This is a genomic window from Synechococcus sp. OH20 (genome assembly GCF_047502685.1).
Classification (GTDB): Bacteria; Cyanobacteriota; Cyanobacteriia; order Thermostichales; family Thermostichaceae; genus Thermostichus.
Window position 1 is genome coordinate 32,619 of the sequence record NZ_JANSIQ010000054.1, and the last position, 23,274, is coordinate 55,892.

At 61.6% G+C, this 23,274-nt stretch carries 19 protein-coding genes and 2 tRNA genes; 13 read left to right on the top strand and 8 right to left on the bottom strand.

Annotation, left to right across the window (positions count from 1 at the left end):
* Window positions 1–23: 23 nt before the first annotated feature.
* Window positions 24–623 (top strand): CPP1-like family protein, encoded by a 600-nt coding sequence (locus tag NW826_RS11445; RefSeq protein WP_414336036.1) that lies wholly within the window; start codon window positions 24–26, stop codon window positions 621–623.
* A gap of 212 nt (window positions 624–835) precedes the next feature.
* On the opposite strand, the gene NW826_RS11450 is transcribed toward NW826_RS11445, so the two are convergent.
* The 3 genes from NW826_RS11450 to lysA all read right to left on the bottom strand — a co-directional run bounded on the left by NW826_RS11450 (window position 836) and on the right by lysA (window position 4,100).
* Window positions 836–1,582 (bottom strand): isoprenyl transferase, encoded by a 747-nt coding sequence (locus NW826_RS11450; RefSeq protein ID WP_414348939.1) that lies wholly within the window; start codon window positions 1,580–1,582, stop codon window positions 836–838.
* 5 nt (window positions 1,583–1,587) lie between these two features.
* A complete protein-coding gene (gene cdaA / locus NW826_RS11455; RefSeq protein ID WP_414510192.1) occupies window positions 1,588–2,511 on the bottom strand; it encodes a diadenylate cyclase CdaA in 924 nt (307 codons plus the stop codon).
* 212 nt (window positions 2,512–2,723) lie between these two features.
* Window positions 2,724–4,100, bottom strand: a complete 1,377-nt coding sequence (gene lysA, locus NW826_RS11460; RefSeq protein ID WP_414510193.1) for a diaminopimelate decarboxylase — start codon at window positions 4,098–4,100, stop codon at window positions 2,724–2,726.
* Between the two features lie 185 nt (window positions 4,101–4,285).
* Between lysA and NW826_RS11465 the strand changes: the two genes are divergently transcribed.
* Together NW826_RS11465 and NW826_RS11470 are read left to right on the top strand one after the other, a co-directional pair.
* Window positions 4,286–4,371 (top strand) — tRNA-Tyr (locus NW826_RS11465).
* Window positions 4,372–4,379: 8 nt separating this feature from the next.
* Window positions 4,380–4,451: transfer RNA gene (locus tag NW826_RS11470), tRNA-Thr, on the top strand.
* Here the strand turns inward: NW826_RS11470 and miaB are convergent.
* Complete coding sequence (miaB, locus tag NW826_RS11475; RefSeq protein ID WP_414510194.1) at window positions 4,451–5,812, bottom strand: tRNA (N6-isopentenyl adenosine(37)-C2)-methylthiotransferase MiaB; 1,362 nt, start codon at window positions 5,810–5,812, stop codon at window positions 4,451–4,453. The genes NW826_RS11470 and miaB overlap by 1 nt on opposite strands.
* 112 nt (window positions 5,813–5,924) lie before the next feature.
* Between miaB and NW826_RS11480 the strand changes: the two genes are divergently transcribed.
* The 4 genes from NW826_RS11480 (at window position 5,925) to NW826_RS11495 (ending at window position 10,117) form a co-directional block, all read left to right on the top strand.
* Window positions 5,925–6,359 carry a BlaI/MecI/CopY family transcriptional regulator gene (locus NW826_RS11480; protein ID WP_414334904.1) on the top strand — a complete coding sequence of 145 codons (435 nt, stop codon included), beginning with the start codon at window positions 5,925–5,927 and terminating at the stop codon, window positions 6,357–6,359.
* Complete coding sequence (locus NW826_RS11485; RefSeq protein WP_414334903.1) at window positions 6,356–7,234, top strand: M56 family metallopeptidase; 879 nt, start codon at window positions 6,356–6,358, stop codon at window positions 7,232–7,234. Before NW826_RS11480 ends, NW826_RS11485 begins: the two co-directional genes overlap by 4 nt.
* 83 nt (window positions 7,235–7,317) lie before the next feature.
* Window positions 7,318–8,265 carry an acetylglutamate kinase gene (argB, locus tag NW826_RS11490; RefSeq protein ID WP_414334902.1) on the top strand — a complete coding sequence of 316 codons (948 nt, stop codon included), beginning with the start codon at window positions 7,318–7,320 and terminating at the stop codon, window positions 8,263–8,265.
* 19 nt (window positions 8,266–8,284) lie between these two features.
* Window positions 8,285–10,117 carry an ABC transporter ATP-binding protein gene (locus NW826_RS11495; RefSeq protein WP_414510195.1) on the top strand — a complete coding sequence of 611 codons (1,833 nt, stop codon included), beginning with the start codon at window positions 8,285–8,287 and terminating at the stop codon, window positions 10,115–10,117.
* Here NW826_RS11495 and NW826_RS11500 read toward each other — a convergent pair.
* Window positions 10,114–10,320, bottom strand: coding sequence for a hypothetical protein (locus NW826_RS11500; RefSeq protein ID WP_414334899.1), 207 nt, complete (start codon window positions 10,318–10,320; stop codon window positions 10,114–10,116). The two genes, NW826_RS11495 and NW826_RS11500, sit on opposite strands and share 4 nt — an antisense overlap.
* Window positions 10,321–10,499: 179 nt before the next feature.
* Here NW826_RS11500 and NW826_RS11505 point away from each other — a divergent pair, with 179 nt between their 5' ends.
* From NW826_RS11505 to NW826_RS11515, 3 genes are all read left to right on the top strand, one after another.
* Window positions 10,500–10,871: a hypothetical protein gene (locus NW826_RS11505; protein ID WP_414510196.1), complete on the top strand. Its 372-nt coding sequence runs from the start codon at window positions 10,500–10,502 to the stop codon at window positions 10,869–10,871.
* Between the two features lie 186 nt (window positions 10,872–11,057).
* Window positions 11,058–12,569: an AAA family ATPase gene (locus NW826_RS11510; protein WP_414334897.1), complete on the top strand. Its 1,512-nt coding sequence runs from the start codon at window positions 11,058–11,060 to the stop codon at window positions 12,567–12,569.
* Window positions 12,570–12,685: 116 nt separating this feature from the next.
* Window positions 12,686–13,036 carry a DUF1257 domain-containing protein gene (locus tag NW826_RS11515; protein ID WP_414334896.1) on the top strand — a complete coding sequence of 117 codons (351 nt, stop codon included), beginning with the start codon at window positions 12,686–12,688 and terminating at the stop codon, window positions 13,034–13,036.
* Between the two features lie 120 nt (window positions 13,037–13,156).
* On the opposite strand, the gene NW826_RS11520 is transcribed toward NW826_RS11515, so the two are convergent.
* A complete protein-coding gene (locus tag NW826_RS11520) occupies window positions 13,157–14,395 on the bottom strand; it encodes a phosphoglycerate kinase (protein ID WP_414510197.1) in 1,239 nt (412 codons plus the stop codon).
* A 171-nt stretch (window positions 14,396–14,566) separates the two neighbouring features.
* Here NW826_RS11520 and pds point away from each other — a divergent pair, with 171 nt between their 5' ends.
* From pds to NW826_RS11535, 3 genes are all read left to right on the top strand, one after another.
* Window positions 14,567–15,979, top strand: a complete 1,413-nt coding sequence (gene pds, locus NW826_RS11525; RefSeq protein ID WP_414334909.1) for a 15-cis-phytoene desaturase — start codon at window positions 14,567–14,569, stop codon at window positions 15,977–15,979.
* Window positions 15,980–16,095: 116 nt separating this feature from the next.
* On the top strand, window positions 16,096–16,974 hold the full coding sequence (locus NW826_RS11530; RefSeq protein ID WP_414334895.1) for a phytoene synthase: 879 nt from the start codon (window positions 16,096–16,098) through the stop codon (window positions 16,972–16,974).
* Between the two features lie 74 nt (window positions 16,975–17,048).
* Window positions 17,049–17,849, top strand: coding sequence for an ABC transporter permease (locus NW826_RS11535; protein ID WP_414334894.1), 801 nt, complete (start codon window positions 17,049–17,051; stop codon window positions 17,847–17,849).
* On the opposite strand, the gene NW826_RS11540 is transcribed toward NW826_RS11535, so the two are convergent.
* Together NW826_RS11540 and NW826_RS11545 are read right to left on the bottom strand one after the other, a co-directional pair.
* Complete coding sequence (locus NW826_RS11540; RefSeq protein WP_414510198.1) at window positions 17,846–22,882, bottom strand: DEAD/DEAH box helicase; 5,037 nt, start codon at window positions 22,880–22,882, stop codon at window positions 17,846–17,848. The two genes, NW826_RS11535 and NW826_RS11540, sit on opposite strands and share 4 nt — an antisense overlap.
* 157 nt (window positions 22,883–23,039) lie before the next feature.
* A complete protein-coding gene (locus tag NW826_RS11545) occupies window positions 23,040–23,228 on the bottom strand; it encodes a type II toxin-antitoxin system VapB family antitoxin (protein WP_414510199.1) in 189 nt (62 codons plus the stop codon).
* Window positions 23,229–23,274 lie beyond the last annotated feature (46 nt).

Here is a 23,274-nt window from a genome sequence, read left to right on the forward strand (position 1 = left end):
CAGGGCTGGTCGTCATGGCTGAGATGAGTCCGTATCAGGTCTTAGGGGTCAGCGAAGAAGCCTCCTTTGAGGAGATCCAATCGGCGCGGGCCCGGCTCCTGGCCAGCTTGGGTGCGGATGAACAGCAGCAGGAGCGGGTGGAACAGGCCTACGACGCCATCCTGATGCAGCGCCTGCGCCTGCGCAAGGAGGGCAAGATCGCCGTCCCCGACCGCATTCGCTACGCCGAACAACGGGCTAGCCGTCCAGAGACAGAACCGAGTTTGACCCGTCCTGCTGCCCAAAATCCCCCCTGGATCAGCCGTTGGCTGGATAGCCCTTCTGCCCCGGATGTGCTCTGGCCCGCCGTGTTGCTGGGAGGGCTGGTGGGTTGGGTTGTCTTGGCCCCTGATGAGTATCCCTCCCTGCAACTGGCGCTGGGGCTGATGACCTGCATCTATTTCCTGTACCGCAAGGAGCGCCGCTTCCTGCGCGCTTTTCTCTTGGCGCTGGCAGGACTGAGCCTAGGACTGATGTTGGCCTACGGCATTGCCCTTCCCCTTACCGGCGGCGATGCCCCCGGCGCCCTGTTGGTGGGGATCACGTTTGGGGTGATGTGGCTGATAACCAGCTTTTTGCGCTAGTTGGGGAGCTTCAGGTATACATTTGTGCTGCCTGTTCATTCAAGTCGTCCCAAGCCGGCTTGAGATACAGCCACTTCAAACAGCAACGAAACGGTTCGTTACGTCGTTCCCTAACTCCCCTCTCCCTGAGGGAGAGGGGTTGGGGGTGAGGGCCCTGAGGGAGAGGGGTTGGGGGCGAGGGTCTGGTTTGATTGAACCAGGCGGGCATCCTCTCATCTGCCGAAGCGCCGCTGCCGCGACTGATAGCTGAGCAGGGCTTGGTGAAAGGCGGCGCGGTCGAAATCCGGCCAGAGGATGGGGGTGAAGTACTGCTCGGTGTAGGCCATCTGCCAGAGCAGGAAGTTGCTGATGCGCATCTCGCCGCTGGTGCGGATCAACAGGTCGGGATCGGAGAGGCCGGTGGTGTAGAGAAATTGGGAAAAGAGGGCTTCGTCGATCTGATCCGGTTGCAAAAGTCCCTGTTGCACCAGGGTGGCAATCGAGCGGCAAGCCTGCAGGATCTCCTGTCTGCCGCCGTAGTTGAGGGCCACCGTCAGGCAAATGCCCTCGTTGTGCTGGGTGCGTTCCACCGCATGCAGGATCGTGTCCTGCAAAGACTGGGGCAGGGCCGACAACTGGCCAGCAAACTGGATGCGCACCCCCTGCTGCACCATTTCCGCCAGCTCCTGCCACAGCACCTGCTCAAACAAAGTCATGAGAAAATCGACTTCTTCGCGGGCGCGGCCCCAGTTCTCGGTGGAGAAGGCGTAGGCGGTGAGGGCGGGGATCCCCCAATCATCGCAACAGCGCAACAGCTCCTTCAGGGCCGCTACCCCGCGCTGATGCCCGACACTGCGGGGCAAACCCCGTTTTTGCGCCCACCGCCCGTTGCCATCCATGACCACTGCCACATGGCGGGGCAACAACTGCGGATCCAGGTCGGCAGGCAACTGCAGAAGATGGACAGGAGAAAGGGTCATGCGGCTCAGTCTTTGGGAAGGGTTTTCTCGGGTTTGCGAAAGCGTTTGGCCAGATCGAGCAGGGATCCCCACCAGCGCAGCAGTCCATTGTGCAACCACGGGTGGGCCCACAATCCCTGCAGCGGGGCATCTCGTTTTTTAGCATCGCGGGGATTGCGCAACCGCTGCACCAGCAGTTTGTGTAGCTCGGCACTGGTCAGGGGTCGCTCCAGGCGTCCGCCTTCTGCCAGCGAAATGGATCCCGTTTCTTCTGAGACCACAATACACAAGCAGTTGGCTTGTTCGGTGATCCCCATGGCGGCGCGGTGTCGTGTGCCCAGTTGTCGGGAGGCGGCCCGCTCCGAAACCGGCAGGATCACCCCCGCTGCGCGAATGCGATCCCGGTGGATGACAACGGCCCCATCATGGAGCAAAGTTGAAGTCTGGAAAATCGTCTGCAGGATCTCCCGCGACACCCGCGCCTGGAGAGAGACCCCTTTGTCGGTAAACACCCGCGAGTCAATGGGCTGATCTGGCTCGATTACAATCAGCGCCCCTGTCCGGTTTTGGGAAAGCTCTCGCACCGCCTGCACCAATTCTTCCACCAAATCCTCCTCAGGGTCGTCCTCGTCATTGCCTGCGTTGCCCGGCCACTCAACGCGGATGGCCCTCGCCAGTTGCTCCAGCAGCCGCCGAAACTCCGGCTGAAAGAGCACGCCCATGGCTACAGCTGCGGCCAGGAGCAGGCGATCCAAAATCAGGTGCACCAGCGGCAAGGAGGCTGTGGCCAGGTAGAGCACCAGGAGCACCATAAATCCCCGCACCAGCACCCCGGCCCGGCTCTCGCGGGTGTAGTAGAGGGCCAAAGCCAATAGCAAGACAGCCAGAGCCCAGTCCAAGAGGCTGAGAAAGGTAAATTGCTGTAGCCAAGCCCATAAGGCTGCCAGCATGCCAAAAAACCCCGTTCACGCTCCCCTCATTGCAGACCTTCTGCCTGTGCCGCTCTCAGAACCCTTGTTGACTGCGGCCCCCAGACCAGCCTACCACCCACCTCCTATCTGTTTTCCAGTCTCGCCCGCCCAAGACCGATGTGAGTTGCCCTTGCGGGACAAGCGGTACCCCCTTCCTCAACTGAGACGGCTGTGGTCAACCAACCTCCGCCTCACCGCCGCAGCCGCTCCGGTAAAACATCTTGACGAATTAGGTCGGCATAAGTTTCTCGCCGCAGGATCAGCTGGGCCTCTCCCTCATTGACCAGCACCGCGGCTGGTCGAGGAAAGCGATTGTAATTGGAAGCCATGCTGTAGTTATAGGCCCCCGTTGCCAAAACCACCAGCACTTCCCCTGCCATTGGGGCCGGCAGAAGCACATCCTTCAACAGCACATCTCCCGACTCGCAGTGTTTGCCGGCAATTGTGACCCGCTGCGTGGCCTCGGCCTCAGGGCGGTTGGCCAGAAGGGCGGTGTAGCGGGCTCCGTAGGTGATGGGGCGGGGGTTGTCGGACATGCCGCCGTCGATGGTGATGTAGAGACGTCCTTCGGGCAGGCCATCGCCCGGCGGGATCCGCTTTTGCCCCCCCAGGGTATAAGCGGTAACAGCAGCCGGCCCAATCACGGATCGTCCAGGCTCGCAGAGCACCTTGGGCAGCGAGATCCCGGCTTCTGCAAAAGCCTGTTGCACCGCTGTCGCCACTGTTTCCACCCACTCCGGAATGGAGGGGGGATCGTCGGATTCGACATAGCGGATCCCCAGGCCCCCACCCACATTCAGCTCTTGCAGAGGCAGCCCTCGCTCCAGCCCTTGCCGCCAGATCTGAGCCAGCACCCCTGCCAGATCCCGGTGTCCTTGCAGATCAAAAATCTGGGATCCGATGTGGGCGTGCAGCCCGACGCACTCCAACTGGGGATGGGCAGCTATCCGATCCATCGCTTCCGGCAGTTGCCATCGCCCGATGCCGAATTTGCTATCGGTTTGGCCGGTGCGGATGTACTCGTGGGTGTGGACATCGATACCGGGGTTAACCCGCAGCAACAGGCGGGCTGGTCGTTCAGAGGTGGCCAGGGCAGCCACCTGCCGCAGCTCGTAGAGGCTATCCACCACCAAAGTACAGCCCGTTTCCAGAGCCAGGTTCAGCTCCTCAACAGACTTGGCGTTGCCGTGCAGGTAGAGATCTTCGCCTTTGGCTCCTGCCTGCACAGCCGTGTACAGCTCCCCGCCGGAAGCCACATCCAGTCCCAGCCCCTCCTGCAGGGCCAAAGCACAAATGGCCAAGCAATTCCAGGCTTTCGTGGCGTACAAAACCCGGAATTCCCCCGCGTAGCAGCGGGCCCAGGTGTGGCGGTAGAGCCGGCACGCCTGCCGCAGAGTCCACTCGTCCAGGATGTAGAGAGGGGATCCAAACTGGCGCACCAGCTCCACCACGTCGCAGCCGCCAATTTCTAGGTGCCCCCGGCTGTTGATGCGGCTGGTCAGGGGGCGCAAAGACTGGTTGGGAGAAACTTGTTCGACGGGGGTGGGGGTGCCAAGGGTTGAAACCATAGTGACGAGCAAAAAGACTGTCCTACACCCTATCAAGTTTTCTCTCCAGTTTGGCCGAGGAAAGGCCCTCAAGCCCGCGCTTGCCAGGGGGATGGCTGCCTGCCCGGCCCCGCTAGGGCACGTTCCTCACAAGTGGATTCGATCTTGGCTGGCACTTTCTGCTACTATAGAAGGCCAGTGTCTGGGGGTCGATGCCCGAGGGGTTAAAGGGGGCGGACTGTAAATCCGCTGGCTTACGCCTACGTTGGTTCGAATCCAACTCGGCCCACCATCGGGTTTGCCCACGTGGCTCAGTGGTAGAGCACCCCCTTGGTAAGGGGGAGGTCACGAGTTCAATCCTCGTCGTGGGCTTACAGGATGTGGGTGGCCCCTGTTGGCTGGGGCAGAGTCTCGCCTGGCTTGCAGACCTCGCCGCTGAGAGAGAAGGCCCGTGTAGCCGTGATGCGCACCGGCACCAGGGATCCCTTCAGTTGTTCCGGATCCCCTGCGAAGAACACCAAGCGATTGCCGCGGGTGCGCCCCATGGCCTGGCGGGGGTTTTTCGGGTTGGGGCCTTCCACCAGCACCTCCTGCACTTGGCCCAGGAGTCGAGCGCTGCGGGCGGCAGCCACCTCGGCCACCAGTCGGTTCAGCCGTTGCAGGCGATCGCTTTTTTCCTCTTCCGGCACTTGGTCAGGCCACTCCGCCGCAGGGGTGCCGGGACGGGGGGAGTAGGCGGCGGTATTTAACAAGTCAAAGCCGATATCCCGCACCAGTTGCAGGGTTTCTTGGAACTGGGCTTCTGTTTCGCCCGGAAAGCCGACGATGGCATCGGCGCTGATGGCCGCTTCCGGCATGTATTGGCGGATGAGCTGGATGAGTTGGCGATAGCGCTCCTGGGTGTAGCCGCGCCGCATCCGCTTGAGCACGGCGTTGCTGCCTGCCTGGAAGGGGATGTGGAAGTGCTCGCAGACTTTGGGCAGCTCGGCGCAGGTGGCGATCAGCTCCTCGGTGAAGTAGCGCGGGTGGCTGGTGGCAAAGCGGATCCGCTCGATCCCTTCCACCGAATGGACGAAGCGCAACAGGCTGGCCAGGTTGGTCTTGGGATCCAGATCCCGCCCGTAGGCGTCGATGTTCTGGCCCAGCAAGGTCACCTCGCGGTAGCCCGCCCGGGCCACGTCTTCGATCTCGGCGCGAATGGCCTGCGGCTGGCGGGATTGCTCTTGTCCCCGCACCAGCGGCACGATGCAATAGGTGCAGCGTTCGTTGCAGCCGTAGATGACGTTGATCCAGGCTGTCACCCGGCTATCCCGGCGGGGTTTGGTGATGTCTTCTGGGATCTCGATGGGATCGGTGGCCACCACCTGGTTGCCGGCCTCCACCTGCGCCAGCAGATCCCCAAGGCGGTTCACGTACTGGGGGCCCATGACCAGATCCAACTCGGGGACGCGGCGCAACAACTTTTCTCCCTCTTGCTGGGCCACACAGCCGGCCACGATGAGCTTGATGGCCGGGTTTTTCCGTTTGCGCTGCGCCTGGATGCCCAGGTAGGAATACACCTTCTGCTCAGCATTGTCGCGGATGGTGCAGGTGTTGTAGAGAACCAAATCCGCCTGCGACTCATCTTCGGTGGCCACATACCCCAGCGACTCCAGGATCCCGGCCATGCGCTCGGTGTCGGCGCGGTTCATTTGGCAGCCGAAGGTGATGGTGTGGTAAGTGGGAGCAGCCATGGGAAGAACAGCACCAAAAGCCATCATTTTGAGCTTAGCGGATCCCTGACGGTTACGGAGTTTGCGACTGCATCGGCTAATCTGGAAAGGATCCTTACCCTGGCAAAGGTGCATGTTGCCAAAGCATCGTCCCAAGCAACTGTCGCTGGGCCCTCTGGAATCGGAAATCCTGGATATCCTTTGGGATTTGGGCAGTGCCAGCACCCGGCAAATCCACGAGCGCATCTTGGCCGATCCGGATCGAGAGCTGGCCTATGCGTCGGTAACCACCGTCTTGCAGCGCCTGAGCCAGAAGGGCTGGGTGAGCTGTGAGCGCCGCACCGATGCGCAGGGGCGAAACCTACCGATGCTGTGGCGGCCCCGTCTTTCTCGTCAGGAAGCGGCCAGCCTCAGGGCCTTCACCCACCTGCAACAATTTTTGGCCGTGGGGGATCCGGATACGGTGGCAGCCTTTGCCGACAGCCTGGATCAGGCCAGTGTGTCCCAGTTGCAGGCGATTGCCGAACGGCTGCGGGCAGCTCGTCAAGCTAGGAGGGAGACGCGATGAGCCACTTGGGCATGTTGGCACTGGGCTTAGGCCTCAGTTGGCTGTGGCGGGCGCAAGTGCGTCTGGATAAAGGTGGCGGGTGGGGCCGACGTTGGCAGCGAGCTTGGCTCCATTTCTTGCTGCCGCCGCTGCTTTTGCTGACAACTGCTTTGGCCTTGGCCTGGATGGGGCCATGGGGACAAATGGCCGGGGCGGGGGGCTGGTTCTGCTACGGCTGTGCCCTGCTGCTGCTGGCTGTGGCTGGCGGCGTGGCCTTGCGCTGGATGTGGGAATACTGGTGCTCCTATCGACGCGCCCACCTACAGGCTCTGGCCCAAGTGGATTTGCATGGCTCTCCAGCCTATGTGCTGGACTTGGAGATCCCTTTTGCCGCCCAAGTGGGGGTGTGGAATTCGCGGCTGGTGGTCAGCCGCGGCCTGCTGGAGCAATTGGATGAGGAGCACTTGCGGGCTGTGATCGCCCACGAAGAGGCCCACCGCCACTACCGCGACACCCTCTGGATGTTTGGGGTGGGCTGGCTGCGACGCCTCACCGGCTGGCTGCCCAACACCGAGATCCTCTGGCAGGAATTGCTCACCCTGCGGGAGCTGCGGGCGGATCGCTGGGCGGCCCAACGGGTGGATCCCTTGCTGTTGGGAGAAGCCTTGCTGCAGGTGGTGGGCTATGGGGTGGGGGATCAACTGGCATCAGCTTGGGTTGGCTTTGCAATGGCCGTGAGTTCAGACCCAGGACAACGGCTGCAAGAGCGCATCGATGCCCTGCTGCAGCAGGCAGAGTTAGAGCCTGTCGATCCCTTACCCAGTGCTCCAGTTCAGGGTTGGGCTTGGTTAGGGTTGGCCCTGTTGCCTTTGCTGGCGATTCCGTTCCATAGCTGATTGCGGTAGCGGGACGGAGTCCCAGAATCTGGCAGAATGCGCTACTCTAGGTCAGGCTTTCTGACTTCTACCGACTTACGGCAGTGCAGACCAACTTTTCCCTTTCTGAGGCGACTGGGTCGGCCTGTGATCCCCTGACGCGGGCGCAGATCCTCATTGAGGCTTTGCCCTACATCCAGCAGTACCAGGGTCGCGTCATTGTCATCAAATATGGCGGCGCCGCCATGGTGCATCAGGAACGGCGGGCCGAGGTGTTACGGGACATCGTCTTTCTGGCCTGCGTTGGCATCCGTCCGGTGCTGGTGCATGGAGGAGGCCCGGAGATTAACAGTTGGCTGCAAAAGCTGGACATTCCCTTCAAGTTTGTGGACGGCCTGCGGGTGACCGATGCCGCCACCATGGAGGTGGTGGAGATGGTGCTGGTGGGCAAGGTCAACAAGCAGATTGTACAGCTCATCAGCTTAGCGGGCGGCTCGGCGGTGGGGCTGTGCGGTCGGGATGGCAATTTGATCAAGGCGCGCTCCCAGGGCCGGGCGGAAATCGGCTTTGTGGGAGAAGTCAGCACCATCAACCCCCAGTTGGTGCAAACTCTGTTGGAGGGCGGCCAGATCCCGGTGATCTCCAGCGTGGCCGCCGACGAGACGGGCCAAGCCTACAACATCAATGCCGATACGGTAGCCGGGGAGCTGGCGGCCTCTCTAGGGGCAGAAAAGCTGATCCTTCTCACCGACACCCCCGGCATTCTCAGGGATCCCCAAGATTCTGGATCCCTGATTACGCTTCTGGATATCGAGATGGCCCGCCAGTTAATCCAGAGCGGCGTGGTCAGAGGCGGCATGATCCCTAAGGTGCAGTGCTGCATTCGCGCCTTGGCTCAAGGGGTGCGGGCCGCCCACATCCTAGACGGGGGATCCCCGCATTCTCTGCTCTTGGAACTGCTAACCGATGCCGGCGTGGGCACTAAGCTTGTCCCTTCCCAATTTTCCGCCCAGTTGGAGGGACTGAACAGCGGGCCTGCTAGGCTTCCTTAACGTTTTTGGGTGTCAGTCAGTGAGCCTTGCCACCTCTCCCCCCGCTGCCGATTTAAGTAGGGATCCCCAACCCCGGCGAGAAAGTGACTGGCGACTGCTGCGGCTGCTCTGGCCCTATGCCCGGCGGCACCTGAAGCTGTTGTTGGCCGCCTTGGCCTTTTTGCCGCCCCTGGCCCTAGCCGATGCGGTGCAGCCCTTGATCCTGCAGCGGGCCCTGGACGGCCCCATCGCCCAAGGCAACAGTGGGATCCTCGCCGGCCTCTGGCCCTACGTGGGCCTGTTGATCCTCACCCTGCTGGCCCGCTGGCTTTTTCAAGCCTTGGAAGGGTATACCAGCCAGAAGCTGGGGCAGTTGATGACCCGCGACATCCGCAATGATCTCTTTGCCCACGTGCTGGCCCTGCCGGCCCAATTTTTCGATCGCACCCCGGTGGGCAAGTTGATCACCCGCATCACCAGCGATGTAGAAGCTCTGGGGGATGTGTTTTCCACCGGCGCGGTCGGCATCGTCAGCGACCTCTTTACCCTGGCGGTAATCGCGGTGGTAATGCTCAGCCAGCGCTGGGATCTGGGCCTGCTGCTGATCCTCATTGTCCTGCCGGTTAGCGCTGTGGTCATCGAGCTGCAGCGCCGCTTTCGCGATGCCAACTTCCGCGTGCGGGAAGAGCTCTCCAAGCTCAACGCCTGGATCCAGGAAAACGTCTTGGGCATTGCTGTGGTGCAACTGTTTCGGCGGGAGCGGCTCAACAGCGAGATTTTTCAAACCATCAACCGGCGCTACATCCAAGAGGTGGATCAGACCATCCTCTACGACTCTGCCCTTTCCGCCGTTTTGGAGTGGGTTGCCTGGCTGGCGGTGGCCGCTCTCCTGTGGGTGGGGGGGCAGCAGGTGCTGGCAGCCGGAGGGGGATCCCTGCCTTTGCCCCGAGAACCCCTCACCTTCGGCAGCCTCTACGCCTTCATTCTCTTTTCCCAGCGCTTTTTCAACCCCCTGCGCCAGTTGGCGGAAAAGTTCACCGCCCTGCAGGCGGGGTTCACCGCTGTGGAACGCATCGACCACATCCTCAGCCTGCCCGTCGCCATCCAGGATCCCGTCCAGCCGCGCCACCTGCCCCCAACGGCCAAAGGGGAGGTGCAGTTCGAGCAGGTCTGGTTTGCCTACAACCCCGGCGAGTGGGTGCTCAAAGACCTCAGCTTCACCATCCGCCCCGGCGAAAAGGTCGCCCTGGTGGGGCCCACCGGCGCCGGCAAAAGCTCCATCATCCGCCTACTTTGCCGCCTTTACGAGGTAACTCGCGGCTGCATCCGCATCGACGGCGTGGACATTCGCGATCTGCCCCAGGCCGAGCTGCACCGTCACCTGGGCGTGATCCTGCAGGACGGATTCTTGTTCTCTGGAGATATCCAGCAAAACATCACCCTGGGAGAGAAGGGCGAGCTGGCAGAAGTAGAGCGGGTGGCCCGCCAACTCCACCTGCACGAGTTCATCCGCGAGCTGCCCCAGGGCTACGCCACCCCCGTGCGGGAGCGGGGCAGCAACCTCTCCAGCGGCCAAAAACAGCTCATTAGCTTTGTGCGGGCCCTGTGGCGGGATCCGAAAATCTTGGTCTTGGATGAGGCCACCGCCAGCCTGGATGTGGGCACGGAGGCCCTGATCCAATCCGCCCTGGAAACCCTGCTACGGGATCGCACCGCCCTCATCATCGCCCATCGCCTCTCCACCATCCGCAATGTGGATCGCATCTTGGTTCTGCAGCGGGGGGAACTGAAAGAACAGGGATCCCACGCCGAGCTCATGGCCCGCAACGGCCTCTACGCCAAGCTCTACCGGCTGCAAGGTCTGGGCGGCTAGCGACCGGCACCAAAGCGAGACCCAAGCGCCCGCAGGGTGGTGAAGCTGGCGTCCGCAAGGGCAACTCGAGCTTTGCAGAGCAACAGATTGCCACTGTCCAGGGCAATGTCCTTTAAGCTGGCCAAACCATCGCCGGTTTGCACCAGGGCACGGCGGCCCCAACTGGAGAAATTTTTGCTGAGGGTGTTGATTAAGCGTTCCATAGGGATTGCCCACTCCGCTCCTGAGTCTCCTACTTAGCCTACTCCCCCACCCGCAGATGTCCACAAGCCCAAAAGATATCGAGAAAATTATTACAGATTGTTAAAAGCTTGCCGTCAAAGCGGCAGGCTGGCTATGATGGCCTTCAAGTTTGGCAAGCAACTCAGAAAAGCGGTTAGCCATGAATCATCGGCCAGAAGTAGTGGAAGGCACAGAGGTCAAGCAGAAGGTAACTCTGTATCTCTCACCTGACCTGTACCGGAATCTGAAGATTCGGGCTGCCGTGGAGCAAGAGCCAATGTCAGCGGTGGCAGAGAAGGCCCTCACCTTTTATCTGCTGCACCCAGAAGTTATCGAAGGCGTACAAGGCAGCGCCTACCGCGTCCATCGGTGCCCTGAGTGCGGCCATCGGTTTGTTATCCGCAACGGAGAGGTGGTTTCGCTGCACCAGCCATCGGCTGAGGAAGCCATTCTCGAAGAGGTGGAGCCAGAATACTGGGGATCGGCTGTCGGCTCGGAAGAGCAACGGCAAGATGCGTTGGTGCCCTGCTAAAACGCTTCTAGGTGGGCTCCTTCGGCAACTGAAGCTAGACAGGAGCAAACACCAGCACAAAAGGTTTCTAAGATTCACTCAACAAGGACATCTTCCCAAGCGCGATCCAAGCCCAAGCAACCCAAACTCCGTTTTTCTCCTTTCTGTCGCTTTCCTTAGATTTCCCCTCTGCAGTTGGTGTTTCCCATGCAAGAGCTCAGCATCCTCATTCAAGCTCAATACCCACTGCTGTACCTGCTTACCCCAGAGGAGGAACGGGCGGAAGCGGCTCTGGCAGCGATTGCCCGCACCCTGAGGCCCCAGCGACGCCTATTCATCTGGACAGTTACCCACGGCATCATCGAATACGGCAACCCCCGCAGCCTCACCCAGCACAACACCCAATCTCCCCAGCCGGCCATCCAGTGGGTGATGGAGCAAAAGGATCCCGCCATCTGCGTCTTCAAGGATCTGCACGACTTTTTGGACAACACCGAGGTCAAGCGTTGGCTGCGCGATGCCATCGCCAGCTTGAAGGGATCCCACAAAACCATCTTGCTCATGTCGCCGGTGCAGGTGATCCCCGTCGAGCTGGAGAAAGACATTTGCGTAGTCGACTTTCCCCTGCCGGACATGGCTGCCCTGGAGCGCACCCTCAACCGGCAGTTGGAGCAGCTTCCCCGCGGCGGATCCGTAAGCCCTGAGACGCGAGAAAAGCTGGTCAAAGCGGCCCTGGGCCTGACGCAGGATGAGGCGGAAAAAGTTTACCGCAAGGCGGTGGTGACGCACGGTCGCCTCAGCGAGGCGGAGGTCGATATCGTTCTCTCTGAGAAAAAGCAACTGATCCGCCGCAACGGCATCCTTGAGTTCATCGAAGAAGATGAGACGATCGACGCGGTCGGCGGTCTGGAGGAATTGAAGCGTTGGCTGCTACAGCGCTCTGAGGCCTTTACTGAGCGGGCCCGTGCCTACGGCCTGCCTCAGCCCAAGGGGCTTTTGATTCTGGGGGTGCCCGGCTGCGGCAAGTCCCTGATCGCCAAGACCACCGCCCGTCTCTGGGGTTTGCCGCTGCTGCGCCTAGATATGGGCCGCGTCTATGATGGCTCTATGGTCGGCAAGTCAGAGGCCAACCTGCGCAGCGCCCTGCGCACCGCCGAATCGCTGGCACCGGCCATCCTCTTTATCGACGAGCTGGACAAAGCCTTCGCCGGCTCGGCAGGCTCTAGCGACTCCGATGGCGGCACCTCCAGCCGCATCTTTGGCTCCTTCCTCACCTGGATGCAGGAGAAGCGTTCGCCGGTGTTTGTCATGGCCACGGCCAACCGCGTAGAGCGCCTGCCGGGCGAGTTCCTGCGCAAGGGCCGTTTTGACGAGATTTTCTTCGTGGATCTGCCCAACATCAACGAGCGCATGGAGATCTTCCGGATCCACCTGAAGAAGCGGCGGCGTGACATCAGCCGCTTTGATCTGCGCCAGCTAGCAGCGGCCTGCGAGGGCTTCTCCGGCGCGGAGATCGAACAAGTTTTGATTGCTGCCATGTACGAAGCGTTTGCCCAGAACCGCGAATTTACGCAACTGGACATTTTGGCAGCAACGAAAGCAACTCAACCGCTATCTCGCACCATGACGGAGCAAGTGGTAGCGTTGAGGGAATGGGCCCAGCAGCGGGCTCGGCCTGCAGCAGCCTCTGTAGCCGAGTACCAGCGGCTGGAGTTCTAGGAGGAGTGGGAAGCCAGAGTTGCCTTGGCAGAGGCAAAAATGGCAAAACCTCCAATTTGAACGTTGCCCATTGTTTGTGTTGATGTTCCAAACCCTAAACACAGGAGAGAAACACCATGTCTCATTTTAGCACCTTGCGCACCAAGATCACCGATGGCCAGATTCTGGTTAACTCCCTGCGCGATCTCGGCTACACCGTCAAGATGAACGCCGATGTGCGTGGCTACAACGGCCAGCGTGTTCGTGCCGACATCGTGGCCCAATTGGAAGGCGACTACGATCTGGGCTGGTCCAAGAACCCCGACGGTTCCTACGACCTGATCGCCGATCTGTGGGGCGTGGCCAAGAAGCACAACCAAACCGAGTTGATCAACTCCATCAACCAGAAGTACGCCGTCAACAAGACCTTGGCCGAGGTGAAGCGTCCTGGCTTGAACAACGCCAACGTTAAAGTGGTGATGCACTAAGCCGGATCCAGTCTCGCCATTGCTGCGGCCATCTGCGCCGAGTAGATCACAAAGAGGGGCTGAACTCAGCCCCTACTTTTTTGCTGCTTTTGGGTTGGATGAGCCGAGCAGGAACTTACACTACGCTTCGCTGAGGACGGCAATGCCGGGCAGCTCTTTGCCCTCCAGCAGCTCCAGGCTGGCGCCGCCCCCGGTGGAAATGTGGGTCATTTTGTCGGCCAGGCCGACTTTTTCCACAGCCGCCACCGAGTCGCCGCCGCCAATGATGGTGATGGCCCCGGCCTGGGTGAGGTCGGCCAGGGTGCGGGCAATGGCTTCTGTACCCACAGCAAAGCGGTCGAACTCAAACACACCCATCGGCCCGTTCCAGACTACGGTTTGGCACCCCTGCAGGGCAGCCTGGAAGGCTTTGACCGATTCGGGGCCGATGTCCAAGCCCATCCAATCATCGGGGATCTGGTGGATGGAAACCGTCTGGGCGTTGGCGTCTTTGTCAAACTTATCGGCCACCACCACATCCACCGGCAGCAGTAGCTCCACGCCCCGCGCTTTGGCCTTCTCCATCAGGGAGCGGGCCAGCTCCAGCTTGTCGGTTTCCACCAAAGACTTGCCGGTTGGGATCCCTTGGGCTTGGTAGAAGGTGAAGATCATGCCGCCGCCCAGCAGGAGCTTGTCCACTTTTTCCAGCAGCCGCTCAATGACGCCAATCTTAGTAGAGACTTTGGAGCCGCCGATGATGGCCGCCAGAGGTCGCTGGGGGTTCTCGATGGCGCCGGAGAGAAACTGCAGCTCCTTTTCCACCAGGTAGCCGGCCACGGCAGGCTGGAGGTAGGTAGTGACGCCGGCGGTGGAGGCGTGGGCGCGGTGGGCGCTGCCAAAGGCATCGTTGACAAACAAGTCGGCCAGCGAGGCCAGCTTGCGGGCAAATTCCGGGTCGTTGGCTTCCTCTTCCGGGTAAAAGCGAACGTTTTCCAAGAGGGCCACCTGTCCGTTTTCCAGGCGGCTGACCACGGCTTCCGCCTCAGGGCCAATGCAGTCGGGGGCAAAGGCCACCGGCTGGCCCAAGAGCTGGGAAAGGCGGACAGCCACAGGGGCGAGGCTATTGCCCTCGCGGGTGATCTGGAGGGCGCCAGTCTCTTTGTCTTTTTTGATGGGGCGGCCCAGGTGGCTGGTGAGGATGACCTTGGCCCCCGCCTGGGCCAGAGCTTGGATGGTGGGCAGCGAGGCGCGGATGCGGGTGTCGTCGGTAATGTTGCCCTGGGGATCCAGAGGGACGTTGAAATCGGCGCGCACCAGCACACGCTTGCCGGTCAGATCAAAGCCGGATGACAGCAGGGATCCCAGTGTTTGTTTGGCCATCGTCGTCCCTCCCCCTGGAACCAAGAGAATCGCTTTTTTCTCCCGTATCCTACCAGGGATCGGATCCCGGCGGGAAACAAGTGCTCTCCGGGTTTTCTCCCCACCGCCAGTGGCTGGAGCGATTGTAACGGTTTGCAAATAGAATAAATAATGTTGCTCATTGTCATCATCATGCGTGTAGCCATTGCTGGAGGAGGGCTGGCGGGGCTGGCCTGTGCCAAGTATCTATGTGATGCCGGGCATCAGCCGCTGCTGTTTGAGCGGCGGGATGTGCTGGGGGGGCTGGTGGCCGCCTGGAAGGATGCCGATGGTGACTGGATTGAGACGGGTTTGCACAACTTTTTCGGCGCCTACCCCAACACCTTGCAACTGTTCCGGGAGCTGGGCATCTCCGATCGCCTGCAGTGGAAGGAACACAGTTTGATCTTCAACCAGCCGGACAAGCCGGGCACCTACTCCCGCTTTGACCTGCCGGACATTCCTGCTCCCTTCAACGCCATTGTCGGCATCCTGCGCAACAACGACATGCTCACCTGGAGCGAAAAGGTGAAATTTGCCCTGGGCCTAGTGCCGGCCATGGTGCGGGGCCAGCGCTACGTGGAGCAGATGGATCGCTACAGCCTCTTAGAATGGCTGCGCCGGCAGGGCATTGACGAGCGGGTCAACACGGATATTTTTATCGCCGTCTCCAAGGCGTTGGCCTTCATCAACCCAGACGAGATCTCGGCCATGGTGCCCCTGACGGCCCTGAACCGCTTTTTGCGCCAAAAGGACGGCTCGAAGATCGCCTACCTGGATGGCGCCCCGCCGGAGCGGCTTTGCCAGCCGATGGTGGACTCCATCGTAGCCCGCGGCGGCCAGGTGCATTTGAATGCGGCGCTGCAGGCCATCGACCTCAACCCCGACGGCAGTGTAGCGGGCTTTCGCTTTCTCACCCCTGCCGGGCCGCTTCAGGTCACCGCCGACGCCTACGTCTCAGCCCTTTCGGTGGATGCGCTCAAGGAGCTGCTGCCGGCTCGGTGGTGGGAACTGCCCTATTTTCAGCAACTGCGCGAGCTGGAGGGGGTGCCGGTGATCAGCCTGCAGATTTGGTTTGACCGCAAGCTCACCCACATCGACCACTCGCTGTTTTCCCGCTCGCCGCTCTTGAGCGTGTATGCCGACATGAGCAACACCTGCCGCGGCTATGCGGATCCACAGCGCTCGATGCTGGAGCTGGTGCTGGCCCCGGCTGCCGAGTGGATCGACCGCAGCGACGAGGAGATCTTCGCGGCCACGCTGGAGGAGCTCCAAAAACTCTTTCCCCAGCACCTCACCGGCCCCAACCCGGCGCGGGTGCGCAAATGGGTGGTGGTGAAAACGCCGCGCTCGGTCTATAAGGCCACACCGGGCCGGCAGCAATACCGTCCCACTCAGGTCACTCCCATCCCCAACTTTTTCTTGGCGGGCAGCTACACCCTGCAACCCTTCCTGGGCAGCATGGAGGGGGCCATCCTCTCCGGCAAGTGGGCAGCCGAGGCCATCAGCAAGGGGAGCCCATCCCCGGCGGCTGCGCTCTCAAGGTTGGCAACCGCAGGGGTTTGATCGCCTCATTTGGAGCAACCTGACTGTCAGGGCTATCCAGCCTGTCCGCTTTCCCGTAGTGTTGAGATGTGCCCTCGCTGTCCCCATCTGGCCCTGCGCCCCTGGAGATGAGCCCGATGAGTCCGCTGGAGCAATCTTTTGCCCTCTGCCGCCAGATCACGGCCAAGCACGCCAAGACGTTTTATCTGGGATCCCTGCTCTTGCCTCGACCCAAGCGGCGGGCCATCTGGGCCATCTATGCTTGGCTGCGGCAGACCGATGAGTTGCTGGATGGGCTGGAGGCCAGCCAGACGGCGGTGGAAGTCACCCGCAGCAAGCTGGAGCAGTGGGGATCCCATCTGGAGTCCTTGTTCCAGGGGGGGGAGCCGCAAGCCCCCACCGACCTGGCCTTGATCCACACCATCCACACCTACCGCCTCTCGATTGAGCCCTTCCGCGAGATGTTACGGGGGCAAAGCATGGATCTGGACACCCGGCGCTACGCCACCTGGGAAGACCTGCGGGTTTACTGCTACCGGGTGGCCGGGGTGGTGGGGCTGATGTGCTCGGAGATCATGGGGTTTGTGCCGGGTCGGGATGGCCGCGAGGAGGCGGTGGCCCTGGGGATCGCCATGCAACTGACCAACATCTTGCGCGATGTGGGGGAAGATGCCCGCCGCGGGCGGATCTATTTGCCTCTGGAGGACTTGCGCCGCTTCAACTACTCAGAGCGGGATTTGTTTAACTATGTCATCGACGAGCGCTGGATGGCCCTGATGGACTACGAGATCCGGCGAGCTCGAGAGCTCTATGCCCAAGCGGAACGGGGGATCCCTACCCTACAGCCGGACTCCCGCTGGCCGGTGGCCGCTTCTTTGATGCTCTACCGGCAGATCCTCAACGCCATCGAGCGCAACCACTACCAGGTGTTTCGCACTCGGGCCTATGTGTCCACCCTGAGCAAGGCGCTGGCGCTGCCGGTGGCCTGGTGGCGCTCCAACTACTACGGCTATTAGTAGTGACAGCAAGCCGTTTCCCACTGCGGATCCCAGTGGGCAAGCCCCAAACCCGTAAAGAGCGAGGAAAACCTATGGTGATGCCCTATCGGCAAATCTGGGAAGACAGTTTAACCATCTTCTGGCGCGACTGGCTGGATCTGCGCGGGCGGGTCTGGCAGGTGGTGGCTTCGGGGCTGGTGGCTCCCCTCATCTACATCGTCGCCTTTGGGGTGGGGCTGGGCGGATCCCTGCGGGCCGAGGCCCTGGCTGACGTAGGCGGATCGACGGCGGCAGGTTCCTATTTACGCTTTATTTTGCCGGGGATGGTGGCTCTTTCGGCCATGACGATTAGCTTTGCCGGCACTACTTTCTCTATTTGTGGATCGCGGCTGTTTACCAAGAGCTTTGAAGAGCTGCTGCTCTTGCCGGTGCATCCGCTGGCGCTGCATTTGGGCAAGGTGTTGGCGGGCATTGCCCGCGGCCTGCTCACGGCCTTGGGAGTGTTGGCGGTGGGGGTGCTGGGGACAGGAGCCTGGGGCCTTCTTCATCCCCTGGCGCTGTTGGTGCTGCTTTTGGATTGCGCTGTCTTTGCCGGCATCGGGGTAATCGCCGGCTTAAAGGTGCCCAGCTTGGAGAGTGTGGGCGTGCTCACCAACTTTTTGATTACGCCCATGTCCTTTCTGGGGGCCACTTTTTTTGATCCCAGCCAGTTGCCAGGCTACCTACAGGTGCTGGTCTATTGCCTGCCCCTTTCCTACGCCAGCATCGGCATGCGGGCAGCCGCCTACCAGCCCCCTGCCCAGTTCCCCTGGTACACAGTGGCGGTGCTGGCGGGGTTGGCAACCCTTCTGGCCCTGGTGGGTGCCTACCTGTTTTCCCACCAGCAGGATTAGTTGCCCTTGCCAAACACCTCTGGGTAGCGGGCCAGTTGCTCCTGCAGGTCTTGGTCGTAGCGCAGGGCAATTACCCGGTAGCCCTGTCCCAAAAGCTGGGAGCGCACTTGGCGATCCTGGGCAGTCTGGTCGGGCTCGTCATGCACTGCGCCATCGCAAAAAACACAGACGTTGGGCTCGTAGAAGAAGTCGACCACGCAGCGGGGATCAGGGATGGCCTTCTGGGCGTCGTCGGGAAGGCGGTAGCCTTCTTCGGCCAGCAACTCCAGAAAGCGGCGCTCCAGGTGCGAGCGAGGGTCGATGAGCTGGCGCAGCCACTCCAGCTGCTCTTGGCGGGAGCGGCCCAGGGGACGCAGCTCGGTGCGGCTTTTGGCCAGCTCTCCCAGAAGATCCCGGATCTGGTGGCGGTCCAGCTGCAGCGCCTCCCGTTGGTTGGCGTAGCTGAGCAGGCACTCGTAGCAGGCGGCGCGGCACTCAGGCCGCAGGTCTTGGATCCCGGCTTCTGAGAGCTGGAAGTGGCAGATCTCCAGGGCTGCTCGCGCCACCTCCGCCATGGCCTCCGGCTCCTCCACCAACCGCTGCAGGACGCCGGCTCCCCCTTCTGCCGTCTCGTAAAACAGCAGGGCCCGATGGGATCCCTGGCCAATGGACTCGGCGGCCAGCTCCGTCTCTTCTAGCTCAAAGGCCTCTTCGATCCCCCGCTTGAGGGCGTAGCGCAGGCTGGTTTCTAAAGTTTGGGGATCCCCTAAGCCGGGCTGCGCCAGGCGCACCAGCAGCAGGTTGTGGGTACTGCGCACCGCCAGGCGGATGGACGCTCGGTTGGACAAGCCCGCCCTGCTCCGCTCAAGCTGAGCTCGCGAGGGGACTTCCCCATTTTCAAAGTTGACCGAGAAACCCCGCCCTCCACTTCCCCGCCAGCCGTGGTTGATGCGCAGCAGGGTGGCCGCCGGGGCATAGCGCAACTGCAGCAGGGGGGTTTGTCCGCTCAGCACATCAGCTTCTTGGACGCGGTAGCCAGAGCTTTCGGAAGCAAACTGGAAGAAGGTCTGCAGCTCGTAGCCTTGTCGCCGCCGCTCCTCTTCGTCAGCCGTGATGCGATCCCGCCGCCGCATGCGCACATTGGGCATTTCCAGAAGCTGGGTCAAGAGGCTATTTTGCCCATCGAACGGGGTGCCGCAGACCGGACAGCGATCTAGGTAGGGATCGGCAAAGGCCCCACAGCTAAAACAGAGCTTGTGGCTACTTCTGCGCTCCTCCAGGCCGCCGGGCGGCGCCTGGAACGCCACCGCTTCCCACTGGCAGCCTTCGTGGTAGAGGAAGTTGTGGGGAGCAAACTCGCGGATGGCCAAAAAGCGGGGCCGGGCGATGAACTCCCCCTCGCCGCCGCGGGGCACCCAGGCCCGCACGGGCAAGGCCGGAAAGTTGTAGCCGGGCAGGAAGCCTTCGCTGGCCAAGTAGCGGTAGGGGTAGAAGTCGCTTTCCTCCCGCTGGGTGTCGATTTGGAGCAGCAAATTCCGCTGGCGCAGGGCTTCCTGCTGGCGGCGCTCGGCTTCCTGCTGGTCTTTCTTTTCGCGAGTCGTCTGGAGCTGGCGGTTAGCGGCTTCCAACTGCTGGGCGGCAGCCCGATAGAGTTCTCGCCAGCGGTCGAAAGCTCGGTCAAAAGCCTGGGGCGCCTCTTCGATGACCTGCTGGAGCCAGCGGCGGCTAAACCAGCCGCTCTGATCCAGAACCTCTCGATCGGCGGCCAAGAGCGCCTCCACCCGCTCCATCACCTCTTGCCGGGCCGCTTCCCCTAGCTGGATTTGGGCAGCCACCTCTTCCCGCAGGGGCAGCCCCTCGCGATCCAAATCGAGAACTCTTTCCATGGAGTTACCCAGGGGCAGGCGTACCTGGGCCAGCCAAACGGCGTGGATGTGAGCCCGCAGTAGCGCCTCGTTGGTTAAGTCCAGGCGGGGAGGGCGGACACGACCGGCCACCATCTCGGCGCGGCGGCGGAAGTAGTACTGGTCGTGGCTGTTGAAGGCGCCGCAGTAGCTGAGGATTAGCCCCGCCTGCCCCTGGCGACCTGCCCGACCGCTGCGCTGGGCGTAGTTGGCCGGAGTGGGCGGCACGTTGCGCAGATGCACCAGATCCAAATCGGCAATATCGACCCCCAGCTCCAGGGTTGGCGAGCAGACCAAGTAGGGAAGGCGGCGAGCTTGGTCTTCCCCGCGAAAGCGCTTTTCTCGCCACTCCCGCTCTCCCGCTCGAACCACCTGGGCCGTGTGCTCTCTGGCCTCCAGGGATCCCAGCCCTGCTGCCCCGCTCCGATACAGGCGCTGGAAGAAGAGATTGACGGGGCGAGGGGCGGAAGCGTAGCCCTCCTGCTGAGCGCGGCGGGAGTACAAGGGATCCGCAGGCGGCGGCGAGCCATCGCCCAGGCACCAGCGCAGACAGCCAGCGTTGAGCTGGTAGGCTTCCTGGCCATTCTCCCGCCGCAGCAGGTCGTAGCTGACTAGAAGAGAAAGCAGGGATCCCAAAAGCTGGTCGTAGGTTTCCCGGGTTAGCTCAAGGCGCTTGGCAAGAAAGCGTCCGATGGCGCTGCGGGGGCCTAGGCTGAAAGTTGTCCCGTCTTGTCCGTTGCGGCTTTGGCGGACAAAGCAGGTAGCCGTCCGCAGCTCGTCGTACTCTTCTAGGCCCCAAAACTCGTTGAGGTGTTGCTCGGCCCGTCGGCGCAAGTTTCTCTGGAACTCGGTTCTGAGCACAGGCACATCGATGGCCAGTTTGCGCCGAAACTGATCCAGCAGAGCCCGCAGCAGGCGTTCCCGCTCCTCGACGCTGGCCTGGACAAACCAGGGATTGAGGGGGGCCAAGGCCGAGCTCTGGCAAAGCTCCTTGAGGCCGCGGTATTCAATTTTCAACAAGCCCACCTGTTCCAGGTTGGGGTGGGTAACCCGCCAGCCGCGCCGCAGATCCTCGTAGAGGCGGTATTCGGTTAGCTCCGTAAAAGTCCGCCAGACCTCTTGGGCAGCCGGCGACTGGGGATCCAGCAAGGGGTTTTGGGCAATGGCGGCAAGGGTGAGGCCGGCAGCCTGCACCACCTCTGGGGCCACTTCTGCAAAGCCCAGCTCTTGCTTTTTAAGAAGGGCAGCGTAGAGCGAGGCCCGCAAGAGGGCCACGTGGACAAAGTCGTTGAAGTGGCCGGCCTGCAGGGAGGCATCCTGGCGGTTGTCGGTAAAGGTAAGCAGCTTGTCCTGGGCTGCCCCCGTTTGAGCAGCATGGCGCAGCAGAGAAGTGGCCAGAATGGTGGTGGCGCTGGAGCGGCCTTCGCTAGAAAGGGAAGCCAGCTTGGCAAACTCCCGCTCCCGTCCACTGTAGTACTCGCCGCAAGCTAGGCAGAGAGAAAAGGGCTGGGGCTGCCACCACAGCTTCTGGGCTCCTGCCTGGGGCACCTCGGAAAAGGAGCCGTCCGGGCGGACCCAGACCGCTTGGGGGACGCGCCTTCTCCAATGGGGCTTGAGCCGGCCTTCAGGGGTGTACCAATCTTCCGGGATCTGTTCCTGCGACCACTCCCCCTCCAGGGGATCCAGACTCAGGTAGCCAGCTTGCTGCTCTTCGCTTTCCTCCACCTCTTCCCCGAGGGGATAGGGCACAAAGCGATCCCCGGACTTGAGGACATGGTAGTAGTCCTGCCCGCACTGGCGGCAGAACTTGACAGGGAAAAAGAGCTTGCCCTCACCGGCCTGCATCTGCCCCTCCAGGGAAAATTGCCGCTTTTCCCGGCTCTCCAGAGTGGCGTAGAGGGTGCGGCCCTGGGAGATAAATTGGTGCAACTTGAAGGCCACCCCCCTGTTGCCGTCTTTGAGGTTGCTGGCGTGGGCGAGGAACTGGCGCAGAGACTCAGCGCAGAACTGGGGATCCCTGTCAACCTGCTTGGCCAGTTGGGCGGCGACCTCAGAAAGCTCCCTGGGCAGGCGGCGCCTGAAGCCGCCATCGGGCGTGGGCTCCAGGCCCAGTTCGTACTCCAGCCAGCGCGTCAGGGGGTGGCGGCGCAGGGTGGCCAGGTCGGCGGGAGGGAGAGAGTCGAGGGCGCTTTTTAGCTCCGCTGCACTAGGAGAGTCACCCTCACTAAAGGGATCCAAGGTTTCCTCGATAACGTGCTCCGCTCTGAAGGGATAGCCAAAGAAGCGGCTGGCAAAGTCGGCCACAATCTGGCGGCGCTCCTGGGCGGTGGCTTCTGGCCGGGAGATCATGGTGGCGCTGGTGCCGATGTGGACGAGGTTTGGGGCGGCGCAGCGCTCCTTGAGGCGTCGCACCAGCATGGCCACATCCGCCCCCTGTCGACCGCGGTAGGTGTGTAGCTCGTCAAAGACCAAAAAGCGCAGTCCACCAGGACTTAAGAAGCGCTGATCCTCAGGGCGAACCAACAGCAGCTCCGCCATCATGTAGTTGGTAAGCAGAATCTGGGGCGGCTTCCGCCGCAGCTCTTCCCGATCGCTTTCGGCAGTTTCCCCGGTGTATTTGGCAAAGCGCAGGGGGAAAGGGCGACCATAGCGGCGCTCGTAGCGTTCGCGCAGGTCTTGCAAAGACTGGTATTGGGAGTTCACCAGGGCATTCATGGGATAGACCACCAGGGCCGTCACCTGGTGCTCGGATCCCTTCTGGCGGATCCAGTTGTCGAGGATGGGCAGGAAGTAGCAGAGGCTCTTGCCGGAGCCGGTGCCACTGGTTACCACGAAACTTTCTCCGGCTAGGGCCTTGGTGATGGCCTCCTCCTGGTGGCGGTAGAGGCGAAACGGCCTGCCATCCTCAAAGCGGAAGATGTGGGCTGTTTCTTGGGCAATCCGTCCGGCTGCAGCCAACTCGTCAACGGTTGAGCCGTCCTTGTAAGAGGGGCTGAGCTGGACAAGCGGCTCTGGCCAGAGGTGGATCCCTTCTTCTAGCGCTTGGTCTACAAAGGCTTGCGCCCGTGGGTCGGCAACCAGAAAAAACGAGCGGACAAAATCGCGATAGTCGGCCAGGACAGCGGCGTGGAGATCAAAGATCGTGGACATCAAAGCTACTCCACAGGGCCCTCCTAGCCAACCTAAACCCAGTCTGGAAGTGCAGCAAGTATTTTCCTCACCTCCACTCCCTCTGGGGGAGAGACTTCTGCTGGAGTCAAGTCGCCACCAAGATGAGAGTTTGATCCAGAGCGCAATCTAGAGATAGTCATTGGCACACAAGTGTTGCTCGTGCAAATCTCCCTCCCATTGCAACTTGCTTGCCGCGTAAGTTGCGGATCCCAGCCTGCTTGTGGAGTTGAGCTAGGGTGCGCAGCGCTTTGTGAATCACCTCGCGCTTGGTCTTGAGGCCGGTTACCTGGCGGACCCACTCGATGAGTTCATCGTCCAGAGCCATGTTGGTGCGTATGGGGATCCGCTTGTGTATAAGAACGCAGTCTTAT